General features: G+C 62.1%; 15 protein-coding genes. 5 read left to right on the top strand and 10 right to left on the bottom strand.

The genetic code is table 11. The annotated features are described in order from the left end of the window. Positions 1-29: 29 nt before the first annotated feature. The 6 genes from NTD80_RS19945 to NTD80_RS19920 are packed head-to-tail and all read right to left on the bottom strand — an operon-like array spanning position 30 to position 6,187. On the bottom strand, positions 30-1,544 hold the full coding sequence (locus NTD80_RS19945; protein WP_120447924.1) for an ABC transporter substrate-binding protein: 1,515 nt from the start codon (positions 1,542-1,544) through the stop codon (positions 30-32). Next, positions 1,526-2,545, bottom strand: a complete 1,020-nt coding sequence (locus NTD80_RS19940; RefSeq protein ID WP_262134668.1) for an ABC transporter ATP-binding protein — start codon at positions 2,543-2,545, stop codon at positions 1,526-1,528. Before NTD80_RS19940 ends, NTD80_RS19945 begins: the two co-directional genes overlap by 19 nt. Next, complete coding sequence (locus tag NTD80_RS19935) at positions 2,542-3,498, bottom strand: ABC transporter ATP-binding protein (RefSeq protein WP_262134667.1); 957 nt, start codon at positions 3,496-3,498, stop codon at positions 2,542-2,544. The genes NTD80_RS19940 and NTD80_RS19935 overlap by 4 nt, the downstream gene beginning before the upstream one ends. Then, positions 3,495-4,352 carry an ABC transporter permease gene (locus NTD80_RS19930; RefSeq protein WP_262134665.1) on the bottom strand — a complete coding sequence of 286 codons (858 nt, stop codon included), beginning with the start codon at positions 4,350-4,352 and terminating at the stop codon, positions 3,495-3,497. The genes NTD80_RS19935 and NTD80_RS19930 overlap by 4 nt, the downstream gene beginning before the upstream one ends. Continuing rightward, complete coding sequence (locus NTD80_RS19925) at positions 4,349-5,296, bottom strand: ABC transporter permease (protein WP_065901852.1); 948 nt, start codon at positions 5,294-5,296, stop codon at positions 4,349-4,351. Before NTD80_RS19925 ends, NTD80_RS19930 begins: the two co-directional genes overlap by 4 nt. Before the next feature lie 3 nt (positions 5,297-5,299). Continuing rightward, positions 5,300-6,187, bottom strand: coding sequence for a proline iminopeptidase-family hydrolase (locus NTD80_RS19920; RefSeq protein ID WP_120447919.1), 888 nt, complete (start codon positions 6,185-6,187; stop codon positions 5,300-5,302). Positions 6,188-6,370: 183 nt separating this feature from the next. Between NTD80_RS19920 and NTD80_RS19915 the strand changes: the two genes are divergently transcribed. Together NTD80_RS19915 and NTD80_RS19910 are read left to right on the top strand one after the other, a co-directional pair. Next, positions 6,371-7,135: a LuxR family transcriptional regulator gene (locus NTD80_RS19915; RefSeq protein ID WP_065901861.1), complete on the top strand. Its 765-nt coding sequence runs from the start codon at positions 6,371-6,373 to the stop codon at positions 7,133-7,135. 95 nt (positions 7,136-7,230) lie between these two features. Next, positions 7,231-8,157: a proline iminopeptidase-family hydrolase gene (locus NTD80_RS19910; protein WP_262134662.1), complete on the top strand. Its 927-nt coding sequence runs from the start codon at positions 7,231-7,233 to the stop codon at positions 8,155-8,157. Positions 8,158-8,257: 100 nt separating this feature from the next. On the opposite strand, the gene NTD80_RS19905 is transcribed toward NTD80_RS19910, so the two are convergent. Next, positions 8,258-9,760, bottom strand: a complete 1,503-nt coding sequence (locus tag NTD80_RS19905; RefSeq protein ID WP_262134661.1) for a nucleobase:cation symporter-2 family protein — start codon at positions 9,758-9,760, stop codon at positions 8,258-8,260. 158 nt (positions 9,761-9,918) lie between these two features. Here NTD80_RS19905 and NTD80_RS19900 point away from each other — a divergent pair, with 158 nt between their 5' ends. Next, positions 9,919-10,752, top strand: a complete 834-nt coding sequence (locus tag NTD80_RS19900; protein ID WP_065901867.1) for a nucleoside-binding protein — start codon at positions 9,919-9,921, stop codon at positions 10,750-10,752. A gap of 102 nt (positions 10,753-10,854) precedes the next feature. On the opposite strand, the gene punC is transcribed toward NTD80_RS19900, so the two are convergent. After that, positions 10,855-12,045 (bottom strand): purine nucleoside transporter PunC, encoded by a 1,191-nt coding sequence (gene punC, locus NTD80_RS19895; protein WP_262134658.1) that lies wholly within the window; start codon positions 12,043-12,045, stop codon positions 10,855-10,857. A gap of 122 nt (positions 12,046-12,167) precedes the next feature. On the opposite strand from punC, the gene punR reads away from it, so the two are divergent. Continuing rightward, on the top strand, positions 12,168-13,082 hold the full coding sequence (gene punR, locus NTD80_RS19890) for a DNA-binding transcriptional activator PunR (RefSeq protein WP_065901871.1): 915 nt from the start codon (positions 12,168-12,170) through the stop codon (positions 13,080-13,082). Positions 13,083-13,122: 40 nt separating this feature from the next. Here the strand turns inward: punR and NTD80_RS19885 are convergent, their stop codons facing one another. Then, a complete protein-coding gene (locus NTD80_RS19885) occupies positions 13,123-14,292 on the bottom strand; it encodes an aspartate aminotransferase family protein (RefSeq protein WP_262134656.1) in 1,170 nt (389 codons plus the stop codon). Positions 14,293-14,395: 103 nt separating this feature from the next. On the opposite strand from NTD80_RS19885, the gene NTD80_RS19880 reads away from it, so the two are divergent. Further along, positions 14,396-15,301, top strand: a complete 906-nt coding sequence (locus NTD80_RS19880) for a LysR family transcriptional regulator (RefSeq protein WP_262134654.1) — start codon at positions 14,396-14,398, stop codon at positions 15,299-15,301. Here the strand turns inward: NTD80_RS19880 and NTD80_RS19875 are convergent. Further along, a complete protein-coding gene (locus NTD80_RS19875) occupies positions 15,298-15,921 on the bottom strand; it encodes an HAD family hydrolase (protein ID WP_262134652.1) in 624 nt (207 codons plus the stop codon). The two genes, NTD80_RS19880 and NTD80_RS19875, sit on opposite strands and share 4 nt — an antisense overlap. Positions 15,922-16,064 lie beyond the last annotated feature (143 nt).

The following is a 16,064-nucleotide window of genomic DNA, read 5'->3' as shown; positions in this document are numbered from 1 at the left end:
CACATTTGCATTGCAGTGCTCTCTGGAACTTAGTTTTTCACCACTTCCTCAAGGGTGAAGCGACCCAGCGGGTTTTGCAGGAAGTTGCTCACATTCTTGCGTGAGATGTTGATGTAAGGGCTGTAGTACAGGTCGATCCAGTTCACATCCTGTTTCGCCAGTTTCTGCAGGTCGATATACATCTGCTCACGCTTGGCCGGATCGGCCTCGATCCGCGCTGCCGCCACCAGTGCCTTGACCTGGTCGTTCTTGTAGCGGGTCATGTAGTTCTGGTTGGTGTCGTGACCCAGCACAAAGGTGGTCTTCTGGTCCGGGTCGAGAATGTCGTTGGTCCAGTACATCACCGAAATATCGTAGTCACCGTCCACCAGCATCTGCCAGCTTTGGGTCGGGTCGACCTTCTGCAGGTTGGCGGTGACGCCGACCTTGGCCAGTTGATCCTTGATGATCACCGCAATCTGCTCGTCGGCTTCGTTGCCGGCGTTGACCACGTAGTTGAGTTTCAAGTCCTTGGCCCCCGCCTCGTCCAGCAGTTTCCTGGCGGCGGTCGGGTCATACGGGCGCTGCAGGTTGTTGGCGTAGTGGTACAGCGAGCCTTTCGGGATGTAGGAATAAGCCACGGTGCCTTGACCGTAAGTAGCGGTCTTGACCAGCGATTGCTTGTCGATCGCCATGTCCAACGCCTGACGCACTTGCGGCTTGGCGAGCAGGCCGTGCTCGTGGTTGATCAGCAGGTGATCTTCACGGGTGGACGGGTCGGCGTGGATCACCACGTTCTGGTCTTTCTTCAGCTCTTCTACCCGCGAGAACGGCACGAAGATCGCTGTGTCCAGTTCGTTGTTCTGCACCATGCGCATGCGCGTGTTGTCATCCGTCACCGATACCCATTCCACGCCGTCCAGGCTCACCTTTCCGGCCTGCCAGAAGTTCGGGTTCTTTTTCAGAATCACCCGGTCACCCTTGCGCCACTCGTCGACGGTGAACGCACCGGAGGTCACTGGATTCTCCGAGTAGGCGTCCTCGCCCATTTTGGTCATGGCCTTTTCCGACAGGATCGACACCGTCGGCGACGCCAGTTGCGAGAGAAACGCTACCGCCGGGGTCTTCAGCGTGACCACCAGGGTTTTCGCGTCAGCCGCCTTGGCCGTGTTGATCAGGTTGAAAGGGTCTGCCCACAGCGAGGCTTTGTTGTCGCGGATGCGCAGCAGGCTGAACGCGGCGTCGTCGGCGGTGATCGGCGAGCCATCGGAGAATTTCGCATCGCGCAGCTTGAAGGTGTAGGTCAGGCCGTCCTTGGAGATGTCCCAGCTTTCTGCCAGCCCAGGTTCCATCTTGGTGCCCAGGTTATCCACGCGTACCAGGGTGTCGTAAACGTTGGCGAACACCCAGGTGTCGCGGTTTTGCGCGCTTTTGATCGGGTCAAACGTGGTGCTGTCTTCACGGCAGCCGATGGTCAGGACGCCGGCGGCCTGGGCGAAACCGGCGGTCAGCGACCAGGCCGTCAGTGTGGCGGCGGCGAGCAACTTCAAGTGGCGCGATTGCATGTCATAACTCCTTGTTCATGATGGGCAGGAAGGGTCAACGGTTCTTCAAGCACGCAACTGTACCGATGCTCGTGCAGGAAATGAGTCGGCGGCAACACCACGGAACACATGGCCCGGGCATGCCGACAACGCGGGTGAAAGGCGCAGCCCGCAGGCAAATTCAGCGGGCTCGGGGGTTCGCCGGGCAACGGCTCGGCAGGCAATGGCCGATACGGGTCGATCTCCGGAATCGCCTGGATCAAGGCCGCCGTGTAGGGATGACGCGGCGTGGTAAACACCGCTTCCACCGGGCCCTCCTCGACAATCTTGCCCAGGTACATCACCGCCACGCGGTCGCACAGACGGCGCACGATGGCCAGGTCGTGGGCGATAAACAGGATCGCCAGGTTCATGCGCTGTTGCAGTTCCAGCAACAGATTGATGATCTGGCCCTGGATCGACACGTCCAGCGCCGCCACGCATTCATCGGCGATGATCAGGCGCGGCTCCACCGCCAGCGCCCGGGCGATCCCCACGCGCTGACACTGGCCACCGCTGAGGGAGGCGGGTTTACGGCCGGCCAGCTCGGGGCGCAGGCCGACCAGTTCGAGCAACTCGGCGACGCGGTCGGGAATCCGCGCCGGCGTGACCTTGCGCTGTACCCGCAAGACCTCGGCGATGGTCTCGCCGATGGTGTGGCGCGGGTTCAACGCGGCATACGGATCCTGGAAGATCATCGCGGTTTCGTGACGCAGCCGGGCGATGTCGATCGCACTGCCGTGGGCCATGTCGACGCCATCGAAAAACACCTGCCCGGCGCTGATCGGATTGAGGTGCAGGATCGCCCGCCCCAGCGTGCTCTTGCCGCTGCCGGACTCGCCGACCAGCCCCAGCGTCTCGCCCGCCGCCAGGTTCAGCGACACACCGTTCACCGCCCTCACCCATTGCTTGTTCAGGCCGAACACTCCCGTGCCGGACGCCGCAAAGCGCACCTCCAGATCCTTGATCTGCAACAGGCTCATGGGCGAGCTCCCAACGGATAGTGACACGCCACCCGCGCACCTTCGGGCAACACTTCGGTACACAGGGCGCCGGCCTGTGGGCAGCGCGGGTTGAACCGGCAGCCCGCCGGCAGCGCATCCAGCAACGGCGGCTGGCCGGGAATGGTGCGCAACAAGGCATGCCCGCTGCTGTGGGCCGGCTGGCAGTCGATCAGGCCGGCGGTGTACGGGTGTTGCGGATGCGCCAGCAGCGCGTATTTGCTGCCGTGCTCGCACAGGCGCCCGGCGTACATCACCGCGATGGAATCGCAGGTCTGCGCCACCATGCCGAGGTCATGGGTGATCATGATGATCGACAGGCCGCGCTGGTCGCGCAGGTCGAGCAACAGCCGCAGGATTTGCGCCTGTACCGTCACATCCAGGGCAGTGGTCGGCTCGTCGGCGATCAGCACTCTCGGGTTGCAACCCAAGGCCACGGCGATCATCGCGCGCTGGCGCATGCCGCCGGAAAATTCGTGGGGATAGTTGTCGACCCGTGCCTGGGGATCGGGAATGCCGACCTGGCGCAACACCTCGATGGCTTGGCGGTGCGCGTCTTTTTTCGATGCGCCTTGATGCAGGCGCACGCCCTCGGCGATCTGCGCGCCGATGCGCATCAAGGGGTCGAGGTGGCTGCTGGGGTTCTGGAAGATCATGCCCAGTTGCCCACCCCGCACGGCGCGCATGCCGGCATCGTCGAGTTGCAGCAGGTCACGGCCAGCCAGGTGCACGGCACCGCCTTGCACGCGCAGGCTGGGCGATGGTAACAGGCGCATCAGGCCACGACAGGCCATGGTCTTGCCCGAGCCGCTCTCGCCCACCAGGCCCAGGACTTCACCTTCGGCGAGGTCGAAGGACACCCGGTCTACCAGGGTCACATCGTGCCCGGCGTTGTTGGCGATCACACTCAAGTCACGCACCTGCAACAGGCTCATGCGCGGTCCCCCAACACTTGCGCCACCCCATCGGCCAGCAGGCTGAAGCCCATGGCCAGGGTGACGATGGCCAGACCGGGAAAGGTGCAGATCCACCAGGCCGTGGTGATAAACGCCTGGCCTTCGGCGACCATCGTCCCCCACTCGGCCGTCGGTGGCTGCACCCCCAGGCCGAGGTAGCTCACGGCGGCGCCGTTGAGCAGCACCAACACGGCATCGGACATGGAAAACACGATCGAGCCAAACAGCGCATTGGGCAGCAAATGCCGAAACAGAATGCGCCCATGGCCAAAGCCCAGGCTCTTGGCGGCCAGGGCGAAGTCGCTTTCCTTGAGCACCAGGATCTGCGAGCGGATCAGCCGCGCGTACGACACCCAGCCCACCAATGCCATGGCGATATAAAAACTCTTCAGGCCGGGCCCCAGGATGGCCATGATTGCCAACATCAACACCAGGAACGGGAACGCCAGAATCACGTCGATCACGCGCATGCACACGCTGTCGAAGCGCCCACCGATGTAACCGGACACCGCACCGACAAAGGTGCCGATCATGAACGGGAAGATCACGCCGATGATCGCCAGTTGCAGGTCGATACGCGTGCCCCAGATCACCCTCGAAAGGATATCCCTGCCATAGTTGTCCGTGCCAAATGGATGGACCAGGCTTGGGCCGAGCAAGCTGATATCGGTGTTCTGCGCAATCGGGTCATACGGCGCGATCCACGGCGCAAACACCGCCAGGGCTAACCACAGCAGCAGCACCAGCAGCCCCCACGCGGCCGTCAGCCGGCCATTGCGCAAACCCAAACGCAGACGCAAGCGCCACGGGGCAATCAACGGGCGGCTGCTCATTGCATTTTTACCCGTGGGTCGAGGGCCACCGTCACCACGTCCGCGACGAAGTTGACCAGCACCGTCGCGCACGCCAGCACCATGGCCACGCCCTGCACCACCATGTAGTCGCGGGTGAAAATGCCGCGCACCAGCAGTTGGCCGATACCGGGAATTGCGAACAGGCTTTCGATCACCACCGTACCGCTGATCAGCCAACCAATATTCACCGCCAGCAGATTGACCGCCGGCACCAGGGAGTTGGGCAGCACATGGCGGCGAAACACCGCCGCTTCCGACAGCCCGCGCGCCCGGGCGGCGGTGACGTGGTCGGCCTGCAACTCCATCAACATGCTCGCCCGCAGGTTGCGCACCAGCACCGCCGACAGTGCCAGGGCGATGGTCAGGCACGGCAAAACCATATGGTGGGCCTTGTCCAGCCAGGTCCGGCCGTAGCCGGACACCGGGAACAAGCCCCATTGCACGCTGAGCAGCAGGATCAGCATCAAGCCCAGCCAGAACGCCGGCATGCCCAGGCCCACGGTGGTAAACACGCGGATCAGGTTATCCACCCAACCGCCCTTGTTACGCGCGGCCCAGCTCGCCAGCGGCAGCGCAATCAGCAGCGCCAGCACCACACTGCCGAGCACCAGTACCAGGGTCGGCTCGATGCGGGTGACGATCAGTTTCAAGGCGTCGACCTTGTACAGCAGCGATTGGCCGAGGTCGCCCTTGAGCAGGTTTTTCAGGAAGTAGAAATATTGCAGCCACAGCGGCTGGTCGAGGCCGTACTGGGCGCGGATCTTCAGCAACGCATCGGGTGTGCTGCGCGACCCCAGCAAGGCGCGCGCCGGGTCGCCCGGAATCGAGCGCACCAGCACGAAGGTAATCAGGCTGATGCCAAACAGCACCGGCAGCAATTGCAGCGGCCGGGACAGCACAAAACGGTAGCGCGCCAGGTTCATCCGTCAACCTCGATGGCGAGCGAGGAAGTCCAGCAGCACGGGGAAATACGCCTGGGGTTCCTCATAAAATGGCATATGGCTGCTGTTGGGGAATACGTGCAATTCGGCGTGCCGGGCCGCCATTTTCATGCGCATGGCGCAGGCCGGGGTGAGTTCGTCGTGCTGGCCGGTGGTAATCAGGATCGGCATCTTGAACGCGGCCATTTCAGGAAGGCGGTTCCAGTCCTTGAGGTTGCCGATGTAGAGGAATTCGTTGGGCCCCTGCATGGTTTCGTAGGGCCCCATGTTCCAGTCGCCCAGGGAGCGCTTGACCGGCTCGGGCCACTCGTCCAGGCGGCAGACGTGGCGGTAGTTGAGCAAGGTGATCGCGGCCTGGTACTGCGGGTGGTCAAGGGTGCCCATGGCCTCATGGCGCTGCATCATGGCCACGGTTTCGCTGCCGAGCGCGCCGCGCAGGCGTTCGAGTTCCTGGGACAGGTGAGGAATGTCGCCGACGGTGTTCTCGAGGATCAGGCTTTTCAGGGCGTCGGGGTAATGGATGGCGTATTCGATACCGAGCCAGCCGCCCCAGGAATGCCCGAGCAGGTGCACGCGTCCCAGCCCCAGGGCTTGGCGCACGGTTTCAACTTCTTCGACATAACGGCGGATTTCCCACAGCGAAACATCGGTCGGTCTGGCTGATGCGCCCGTGCCAAGCTGGTCGAATGCAACCACTCGCAGGCCTTGCTCCTTGAGCCAGCCATGGGCGTCGCGCAAGTAGTCACACGGCAGGCCCGGGCCGCCATTGAGGCACAGCAGCACCTCATCGCCTTCGCCAAAGCTGTAGGCCACGAGGTTATGGCCGTCGACTTGCACGTTGTACTGCTGGTCGGGGGCAATTTCACGCCACATGCATACATTCCTTGTGTTGTGTCGGCCTGGCAGGTAGCGGCCTTTTGTCGGGCCAACACTACCGAGGATGCCGCGCGTCCATAACCTAGCATTTCTTATAGGTTTGGCCTGGCTGTCCTTCGCCGGGGCGTGGCATTCTACTTGCAGCAAGTCGAGATTCAAATGAATTCGGGAGCAGAACGGATGCTGGCCAAGCTAACTGCCTTCAATCAGCGTCTGATGCCGGGCAGGAGCCTGGACGAGCAGATGGACAACACTTTTATCCTCGCCCAACAGCTGGGTTTCGACGCGCTGGTGTATGACTACACCCCGGTGCCGATTGACCAGGATGGTGCACTGATCACCCCCTCCGTGCTGGAACTGCGCAACACCCCGCCCGACTGGCATGCGTTGTGGTGCAGCAAAGGGTTTTACCAGATCGACCCGGTGCAACACCTGGCCTTGCGCACGGTGTCGGCGTTCGTGTGGTCCTACGAAGCCAAGGCCGACACCGCCCTGCAAACCATCATCGACCCCTGCCACGCCCCCGTTTCGTCCTACCTGCACGACCAGCAACTGACCTGCGGTGTCAGCGTGCCGATCCACCTGCCCCGTGGCGGCTTCGCCTCGCTCACAGGCCTGCGGACCGGCACAGCACATTCCGTGTTGCAGGATGCGCAGCAGACCCTGTCGGACTTCAGCCTGATTTCCCACGCATTGCAGGAAGCGGCCTACCCGTTGTTCAGCAAGGAACTGCGCACTTACCCGCATATTCATCTGACCAAGCGCGAGCGCGAGTGCCTCAAATGGGCAGCCGAAGGCCTGACCGCCGCCGAAATCGCCACGCAACTGAGCCGCTCACTGGCCGTGGTTACCCTGCACCTGGCCTCGGCGATGCACAAGCTGGGGGCCAAGAACCGTGTGCAGGCGGTGGTGCGTGCCACCCATTACCGCCTGCTCGAAGATTGATCCCTGGGCAAAACCTAGCTGTTTTGCTAGTTACTTAAATTTCGCGCACGCATTATCGTGTCCCTGATCCTTTTTCAAAGAGAGCAGGGTACGAAATGGAATTCATCGAAAAAATCCGCGAAGGCTATGCGGCGTTTGGTGCCTACCAGACCTGGTACCGCGTCACCGGCAACCTCTCCAGCGGCCTCACCCCGCTGGTGGTCATTCACGGCGGTCCCGGCTGCACCCATGACTACGTAGACGCGTTCAAGGATGTCGCCGCCAGCGGCCACGCCGTCATCCACTACGACCAACTGGGTAACGGCCGCTCGACCCACCTGCCCGACGAAGACCGCTCTTTCTGGACGGTCGACCTGTTTCTCGCAGAGCTGAACAACCTCTTGGACCACCTGCAGATCAGCGACGACTACGCGATCCTCGGCCAGTCCTGGGGCGGCATGCTCGGCAGTGAACACGCGATCCTGCAACCCAAGGGCCTGCGGGCGTTTATCCCGGCCAACTCGCCGACGTGCATGCGCACCTGGGTCAGCGAGGCCAACCGCCTGCGCAAGCTGTTACCCGAAGGTGTGCATGAAACCCTGCTCAAGCATGAAGCCGCCGGCACTTATCAGGACCCGGAATACCTCGCCGCCTCGCGGGTGTTCTATGACCACCACGTGTGCCGGGTCAACCCATGGCCGGAAGAAGTCGCGCGCACCTTCGCCCAAGTCGATTCGGACCCCACGGTGTACCACGCCATGAGCGGCCCGACCGAATTCCACGTGATCGGCAGTTTGAAGGACTGGAAGTCGATTGGCCGCCTGTCGGCAATCAATGTCCCGACCCTGGTGATTTCCGGCCGGCATGACGAGGCCACCCCGCTGGTGGTCAAGCCGTTCCTGGATGAAATCGCCGATGTGCGCTGGGCGCTGTTTGAAGACTCCAGCCACATGCCCCATGTGGAAGAGCGCCAGGCGTGCATGGGCACGGTGGTGAAGTTTCTGGATGAGGTGTGTTCGCACCAAGTACTCAAGGCCAGTTGAATCTCCATGTGAGAGCGGGCTTGCTCGCGAATGCGGTCTGTCAGCCGGCCTATGTTTCGACTGATCCACCGCATTCGCGAGCAAGCCCGCTTCCACAGGGTTAAACGTGGCTGGTTTCGGGCTTTGTGATTTTCCTCGGCACATCCGCCACCATCGGAATCTCCTTGCCCTCGGCATCGAACAACTTGCCGCCGCTGAAGTAATCCCCCTCGCGCAAGGCGGCCACGTCGTGGAAGCACAGGCTGCGCTCAGTCCCCGCCACGAACACCGACTGCTGGTCGGAGTTGCCTGCGGTGAAATGGTTGAACGCCAGGTTCAGCAAGATCGCCATGATTGCCGACGAACTGATGCCTGAGTGAAAAATGGTCGCGAACCAGGTGGGGAAGTGATCGTAGAAACTCGGCGCGGCAATCGGGATCATGCCGAAACCGATGCTCGTGGCGACGATGATCAGGTTCATATTGTTGCGGTAATCGACCTTCGACAGGGTGCGAATGCCACTGGCCGCCACCGTGCCGAACAGCACAATCCCGGCACCGCCCAGCACTGAAGTCGGCACCGCGGCGATCACCCGCCCCATGAAGGGCAGCAGGCCGAGGATCACCAGGAACAGCCCGCCGGTGGCCACCACAAAGCGGCTTTTCACCCCGGTGACCGCCACCAGGCCGACGTTCTGGGCAAACGCGCTCTGGGTAAACGAACCGAAGATCGGCGCAAACATGCTCGACAGCATGTCGGCGCGCAGGCCGTTGCCCAGGCGCTTGGAGTCGACCTTAGTGTCGATGATCTCACCCACCGCCAGGATATCTGCCGAGGTTTCCACCAGGGTCACCATCACCACGATGCACATCGAAATGATCGCGGCCACATGGAACGTCGGCATGCCGAAATGGAAAGGCGTGGGGAAGCCGAACATCGGCCCTTGGGTAACACCGGAGAAGTCGGCCATGCCGAGGAACACCGCAATCACGGTGCCGATCACCATCGCCAGCAGGATCGACAGGCGCGAGATGGTCGCGCTGCCGATCTTGCTCAGCAACAACACCAGCACCAATGTCAGTGCCGCCAGGCCGATATTGGGCATGCTGCCGAAATCCGCCGCGCGGCTGTTGCCGCCCATGGCCCAGCGCGCCGCCACCGGCATCAGCGTCAAGCCGATGGTGGTGATCACGATGCCTGTGACCAGCGGCGGGAAAAACTGGGTTATCCGTGAGAACACCGGGGTGATCAGCAGGCCTATCAATGACGCGGCCATCACCGCGCCGAGAATCGCCGGTACCCCGCCGGCGCCGTCGCTGCCGACAATCGCAACCATGGTTGCCACGCCAGCAAACGACACGCCCTGCACCAGCGGCAACTGACAGCCAAAAAACGGCAGCCCCAGGGTTTGCAGCAGCGTTGCGAGGCCGCCGGCAAACAGCGATGCAGCGATCAACAGACCGATATCTGCCGGCGACAACCCGGCTGCCTGGCCGACGATCAACGGTACCGCGACGATGCCGCCGTACATGGTGAGCACATGCTGCAGGCCGTAAGCCATGTTGGCGGCGACGCCGAGATTCTCATCTTCTGGCCGCTGCGGTGACGCCTTCGGGATAGTCATGGTGAGGGGTTCTCTGTTTTTGTTGTGCGGACACTGTATGCAATCTTTGGAGTGGATGTCCATAGAGTTGTATACAATCCGCCGAACAAGATACCCTCCATCGGCGTTACAAAAATAATCCGGCCGTGATGAGCCAGAACGCCCAAGGACCGATAACAATGAAAAAAGCACTACAGGGAGCAACCGTCGCACTCACCCTCCTCGGCGGCGGGGAGGCTGTCGCGGTGGAATGGATGAACAACAGCGTAGGATTTCGCTACGGCCAGCAGTTCACCAACCCGAATAACCCCGACGAATTCAGCAAGCGCATCTACAGCTTTACCCATGCCAGCGGCTACACGTATGGCAGTAATTTTCTGAACCTGGATGTGTTCTTGTCCGACAGCCGCGACCCGCGCAAGGGTACCGACCACGGGGGCAGCGAGGTGTACGCCGTGTACCGGCACCAGTTGTATGCATCACGGGTGTTCGATAGGCCGCTGGGCACTGGCCTGATCAAGGACTACGCGCTGACCCTGGGCTTCGACGCCAACCGCAACAACAACTTCGCGTCGGCGAAAAAACGTGCGCTGGTGATCGGCCCGACCCTGAAATTCAACACCGTGGGGGTGCTGGACCTGAGCTTGATGTACTACAAGGAACGCAATCACACCGGCATCCCCGGCGCGCAGGAGTCCAACCACACCTTCGATGACACCTACATGCTCAACCTGACGTGGATGCGTCCTTTCGAGATCGCCAACCACGCGGCGAAATTCCAGGGGTTCATCAATTACGTCGGGGAAAAAGGCGAGGACTACCATGGCCGTGACACGGCACCGGAAGCGCTGATGCGCACTGCACTGATGGTGGCGGTGCGACCGGGCAAAAGCGTGAAGCCGAACCTGTACCTCGGGGTGGGTTACGAGTACTGGCATAACAAGTTCGGCGTGGACGGCGGCCGGGGCAGCCGCACGTCAACGCCGACGGTGAATCTGGAAATCACCTTCTGACGGCAGGCGCTGGCCTGCCTGCGACCGCATCGGCTCGGTGTACCTGATACACCCAGTCGTCCGCATTGCAGGCAAGCCAGCGCCTACAGCTTGACCGGGGTGTCACTCCAGATCCGGCGCCAGCGCTGAATGGACGGTTTTCGGCCGCGCCAGCCAGTAACCCAGCACCGCCAACGGTGCGGTCGCCAGCATTACGATCACGGTGATCATCAGCGGCTCATCGATCATCGACGACACCAGCAGGCTGCTGAGAAAGCACAGGCCCAGTTGCAGGGTGTTTTGCAGGGCCGCCGCCTTGCCGGAGTTTTCCGCAAACGGCATCAGCGCATTCGCTACCACAATCGGGTAGCTGGCACCGTTGACCAGCGCCATCAGGCAGAATGGAATCAGCAACGTGGTGAGGGTCGGCACGGTGAATGTCGCGACCAGGTACAACGCGACCATGCTGATGCAATAAGCCAGCAGCAGCCACGGCAACAGCGTCTTGCCCTGGAAGCGTTGCAGGGCGCTGCGGCAGCTGTAGCCGCCGATCAGGAACGCAAGGGTCGGCAGCACGTAGCTCAGGCCGATATCGTTCGGGCTGTAGCCCATGCCCCCAAGGATGAACGGCGAAGCGGTCAGCCAGGCGAAGAAGCTGGCCGAGCACGCAGCAAAGATCATCACATTGCCGGTAAACACGCGGGACGTGAGCAATTGCCCATACCCCAGACGCGTAGGTTCGCCCTCTTCTATCGGACGTTCCGGCAGGCTGCGCAGGAACAAGGTCGGCACCAGCAACAACACCGACACCCCCAGCAATACGCCGAAGATGGCCTGCCACCCCAGGTGATTCAGTACCATCGCACCCAGCAGCGGCGCCAGGGCCGGCGACAGCGACATCAGCGGCATGACGCTGGCGAACACGCGGTGAGCCTTGTCGGCCGGGTAGCGGTCGATCACCAGCGCCTGCCAACTGACGGCAGCGGCGCACACACCCACCGCTTGCATAAACCGCAAGGCCAGCAACTGCGGCGCCGTTTCGACCCAGAACATCCCCGCACAGCCGAGCACGAACAGGCTCAGGCCCGCGAGCAGGATCGGCTTGCGCCCCAGCCGATCGGACAACGGCCCCCACAATAATTGCCCCAGCGCAAAGCCCGCGAGGAAAATACTCAAGCTGGCGCCGACCGCGCCTGCGCTGATCTGCAGCTGCTCGCCCATGGCGCCGAACGCCGGCAGGTACATGTCCATGGCCAGATAGCCGAGCATGCTCAGCCCCGCCAGATACCCGGTAAAACCAAAAGAATTTTTCATTGAAGCCTTGTAGGTCCTGCCATCAAACTATTTGCTGACTGGCGCCCATTATGAAGCTGACAGTTTTTGTGTGAAGCGATAATAATTGGACACTCTTATCAATATTTTTGAAGGCAACCACCATGTGGTCCGAATATTCCCTGGATGTGGTCGATGCCGTAGCGCGCCACGGCAGCTTCAGTGCCGCCGCCCAGGAACTGCACCGCGTGCCGTCGGCCATCAGCTATACGGTGCGTCAGCTTGAGGAGTGGCTGGCAGTCCCTTTGTTTGTACGGCGTCACCGTGACGTCGAGCTGACCCCCGCCGGCCGCCTGTTTATCGACGAAGCTCGCGGCGTGATGAAAAAAATGCTCGGCACCCGGCGTTTGTGCCAGCAGGTTGCCAATGGCTGGAGCGGCCAGTTGAAGGTGGCCGTGGACTCCATCGTCAAACCCCAGCGTTGTCGGCAACTGGTACTGGACTTCTACCGGCAATTTCCTGAAGTGGAATTGCTGCTGGAGTACGAGGTGTACAACGGCGTGTGGGATGCCCTGGCGGATGAGCGCACCGATATCGTCATCGGTGCCACCAGCGCGGTGCCGGTGGCCAGTCACTTCACCTTTCGCGACATGGGCTTGTTGAACTGGCTGTGTGTGGTCAGCGCGAAACATCCATTGGCGGCCATGCAAGGGTTGCTCAATGACGACCAACTGCGCCCATTCGCCTCATTGTGCATGACCGACACTTCTCGCAACCTGCCCAAGCGCGACACCTGGACCCTGGATAACCAACGCCGCCTGGTGGTGCCCAACTGGGCCTCCGCCATTGATTGCCTGCGCGACGGCCTCTGCGTCGGCATGGCACCCGCGCATCAGGTACTGCCGTGGATCGAACGGGGTGAATTGGTGGCGCTGCACCTGTCGCGGCCCTTCCCGGCCAGCCCGTCGTGCGTGGCCTGGGCACAGGGCAAGCTGTCGCCGGCCATGGCCTGGTTGCTGGAATACCTGGGAGATACCGAAACGATGAACCAGGAGTGGCTGAACGGAAACGACCTCTGAGGATGATGAAGATCCCGCTCCTAAAAGAGCGGATCTCGTTTCAATCCAATAGCCGCCTGATGGCGCGCACGATCATCTCGACCTCCTTGGCGTCCAGCGTCAGCGGCGGCAGCAGGCGAATGACCTTGCCCCGCGTGACATTGATCAGCAGGCCATGCTCCTGGGCCGCCCGCTGCGACAGGTCGCGATACGGGGTCGCCAATTCGATCCCGATCATCAAGCCCTGCCCACGAATCGCCAGCACCTGCGGGTGTTCACTCAACTCCACGCGCAACCGTGCCAGCAAGCGTTCGCCCTGAAGTGCGGCGTTCTGCAGCAACCCCTGCTCTTCGATGATGTCCAGCACGGTGCAGCCCACCCGGCAGGCCAGTGGATTGCCACCAAACGTGCTGCCGTGACTGCCCGGGGTAAACAGCTGGGCCACTGCGGTGCGGGCCAGGCAGGCGCCGATGGGCACTCCGTTGCCGAGACCTTTGGCCAGGGTCATGACATCGGGCACGATGCCTTCATGCTGGAACGCAAACCAGGCACCAGTGCGGCCGATGCCGGTCTGGATTTCGTCGAGCATCATCAGCCAGCCATGGCGTGTGCAGTGATCACGCAGGGCTTGCAGATAGCCGGTGGGAGCCGGCAGTACGCCACTTTCGCCCTGGATCGGCTCGAGCAGGACCGCCGCGATACGCGCCCCAAACGTCCGGGTGATCGCCTCCAGCGCCGCCAGGTCCCCAAAGCCCACCTTGAGGAAATCTCCCGGTAAACGCTGAAAACCCAAGCGCACCGACGGACCATCGCTCGCGGCCATGGTCCCCAGCGTACGGCCGTGAAAAGCGTTCTCCATCACCACCACCAGCGGCTCTTCAATGCCTTTTTTCCACCCGTGCAACCGCGCCAGCTTCAGCGCTGTCTCGTTGGCTTCGGCGCCGGAGTTGTTGAAGAACGCGCGATCCAGACCCGACAGCTGGGTCAGGCGCTGGGCCAGGCGTTGTTGCCAGTCGATGCTGTAGAGGTTGGACGTGTGTAAGAGCAAACCGGCCTGCTCGCTGATGGCCGCCACCAACCTGGGGTGGGAATGCCCGACATTGGTCACTGCCACACCCGCCACCGCGTCCAGGTATTCGCGGCCCTGCTGGTCCCACAGGCGCGTACCCAGGCCGCGGGTAAAACTCAGGGCCATGGGTTGGTAGGTGGTCATCAGGCAGGCGGCAGTCATGGTGGCGGGCTCCAGTGCATCGTTGGGATGCCTGCAGTATCGTTAGCCATCTGAGCTGGATAAACTGCGCAACTCTGCAATAACTTTAAACCAGGGCTTGATAATGGATCTGTTCCAGGCAATGTCGGTGTACGTGAAAGTGGTGGAGACCGGCAGCATGACGGCCGCCGCGCACGAATGCGGGATGTCGACCACCATGGTCGGCAATCACCTGCGCGCCCTCGAGCAGCGGCTGGGCGTCAGCCTGCTCAAGCGCACCACCCGCAAGCAAAGCCTCACGGAATTTGGCGGCCAGTATTACCAGCGCTGCCTGGAGGTGCTGGGCCTGGTGGCCGACTCCGAGCTACTGGCGGAGCAGGCCCACAGCGAAATCCCCAAAGGCAGCCTGCGCATCACTGCGCCACCGGTGTTCGGCACCGAACGCCTGACGCCCGCCCTGAGCGAGTTTGCCCAACGTTACCCGCTGATCAACCTGTACGTGGTGCTGAGCAACGAGCGCATGGACCTGGTCGACAGCGGCTTCGACGTGGCGATCCGCCTCGGCGAGCTGGAAACCTCCAGCCTGATCGCCAGGCCCCTGCAGGCCTACACCCTCACGCTGTGTGCATCACCTGCGTACCTGGCGCGTCGCGGCACGCCGCAGACACCCGCAGACCTGCAGCAGCACGACTGCCTGGCGTTCGCCTACCCGGCCAGCGACAACTGGCGAGACACCGACAAACTCTGGCGCATGACCGGTGCGGAAGGCGAGGTGGAGGTGCCGGTGTCCGGCTCGTTGACCATCAACAGCTCGCAAGGCTTGCGCCAGGCCGCCGTCAACGGCATGGGCATCATCATGCTGGCCGACGCGCTGGTACAACCGGACCTGGAGAGCGGCAAGCTGGTGGCCCTGTTACCCGGCTACCAACTGCCCTCGCGCCCCATGCACCTGCTCTACAGACAGGATCGCTACCGCCTGCCCAAACTGCGCGCCTTTGTGGATTTCGCCATGGAAAAATGGGCGCGCTAGAAGCTCACGCCCAACTCGCGCAGGCGCGCTGCTGTGCGCTCGGCCGACACATGGTGAATACCCTGCCAGCCCAAGGCGACCGCAGCGTCGATATTGCTGGCAACATCGTCGATAAACACTACCTCACCGGGCTGGATATCCGGGAGATGCGCCCGCACCTGGGCGAAGCTCGCGTGATAAATGGCTGCATCCGGCTTGATCAGCTTCAGCTCTCCCGACACCACGATATCGCGCAGACGTTGCAGGAACGGATAGTTGGCCCGCGCATAAGGGAAGGTCTCGGCGGACCAGTTGGTGAGTCCGAACAGCGGCATATCGGCGGCATGCAGCGCTTCGAGAATCGCCACGCATTCTGGCAACGAGCCACGCAGCATCTCGTGCCAACGGGCGTAATAGGCCTGGATCAAGGGTTCGTGTTCGGGGTATTGCTCGACCAGGTGGCGAGTGCCTTCTGCCAGGCTGCGGCCGGCGTCCTGCTCGGTGTTCCAGGCCTGGGTGCAGACAGTGTCGAGAAAGTGCTGCCGCTCGTGATCATCGGCAATCAGCTGGCGGTAGAGGTGCTGCGGGTTCCAGTCGAACAGGACTCCGCCGAAATCAAAAACTACTGCACGAATGGTCATCTGATCCTCCGTTTGCGTGGTTCGATAGCCGCAGGAGTCTGGCAGATTAAGGGCCGTCGCGGGAGCACGATGTCTTGTAGGAGGGTTCCTAGAAGGAAGGCGTGGCGCAAAAAAATGTGGGAGCTGGCTTGCCTGCGATGCAA

It is taken from the genome of Pseudomonas sp. 13B_2.1_Bac1, from assembly GCF_025466155.1.
GTDB classification, from domain to species: domain Bacteria; phylum Pseudomonadota; class Gammaproteobacteria; order Pseudomonadales; family Pseudomonadaceae; genus Aquipseudomonas; species Aquipseudomonas aylmerensis.
This window is presented reverse-complemented; position numbering and strand designations above follow the sequence as displayed.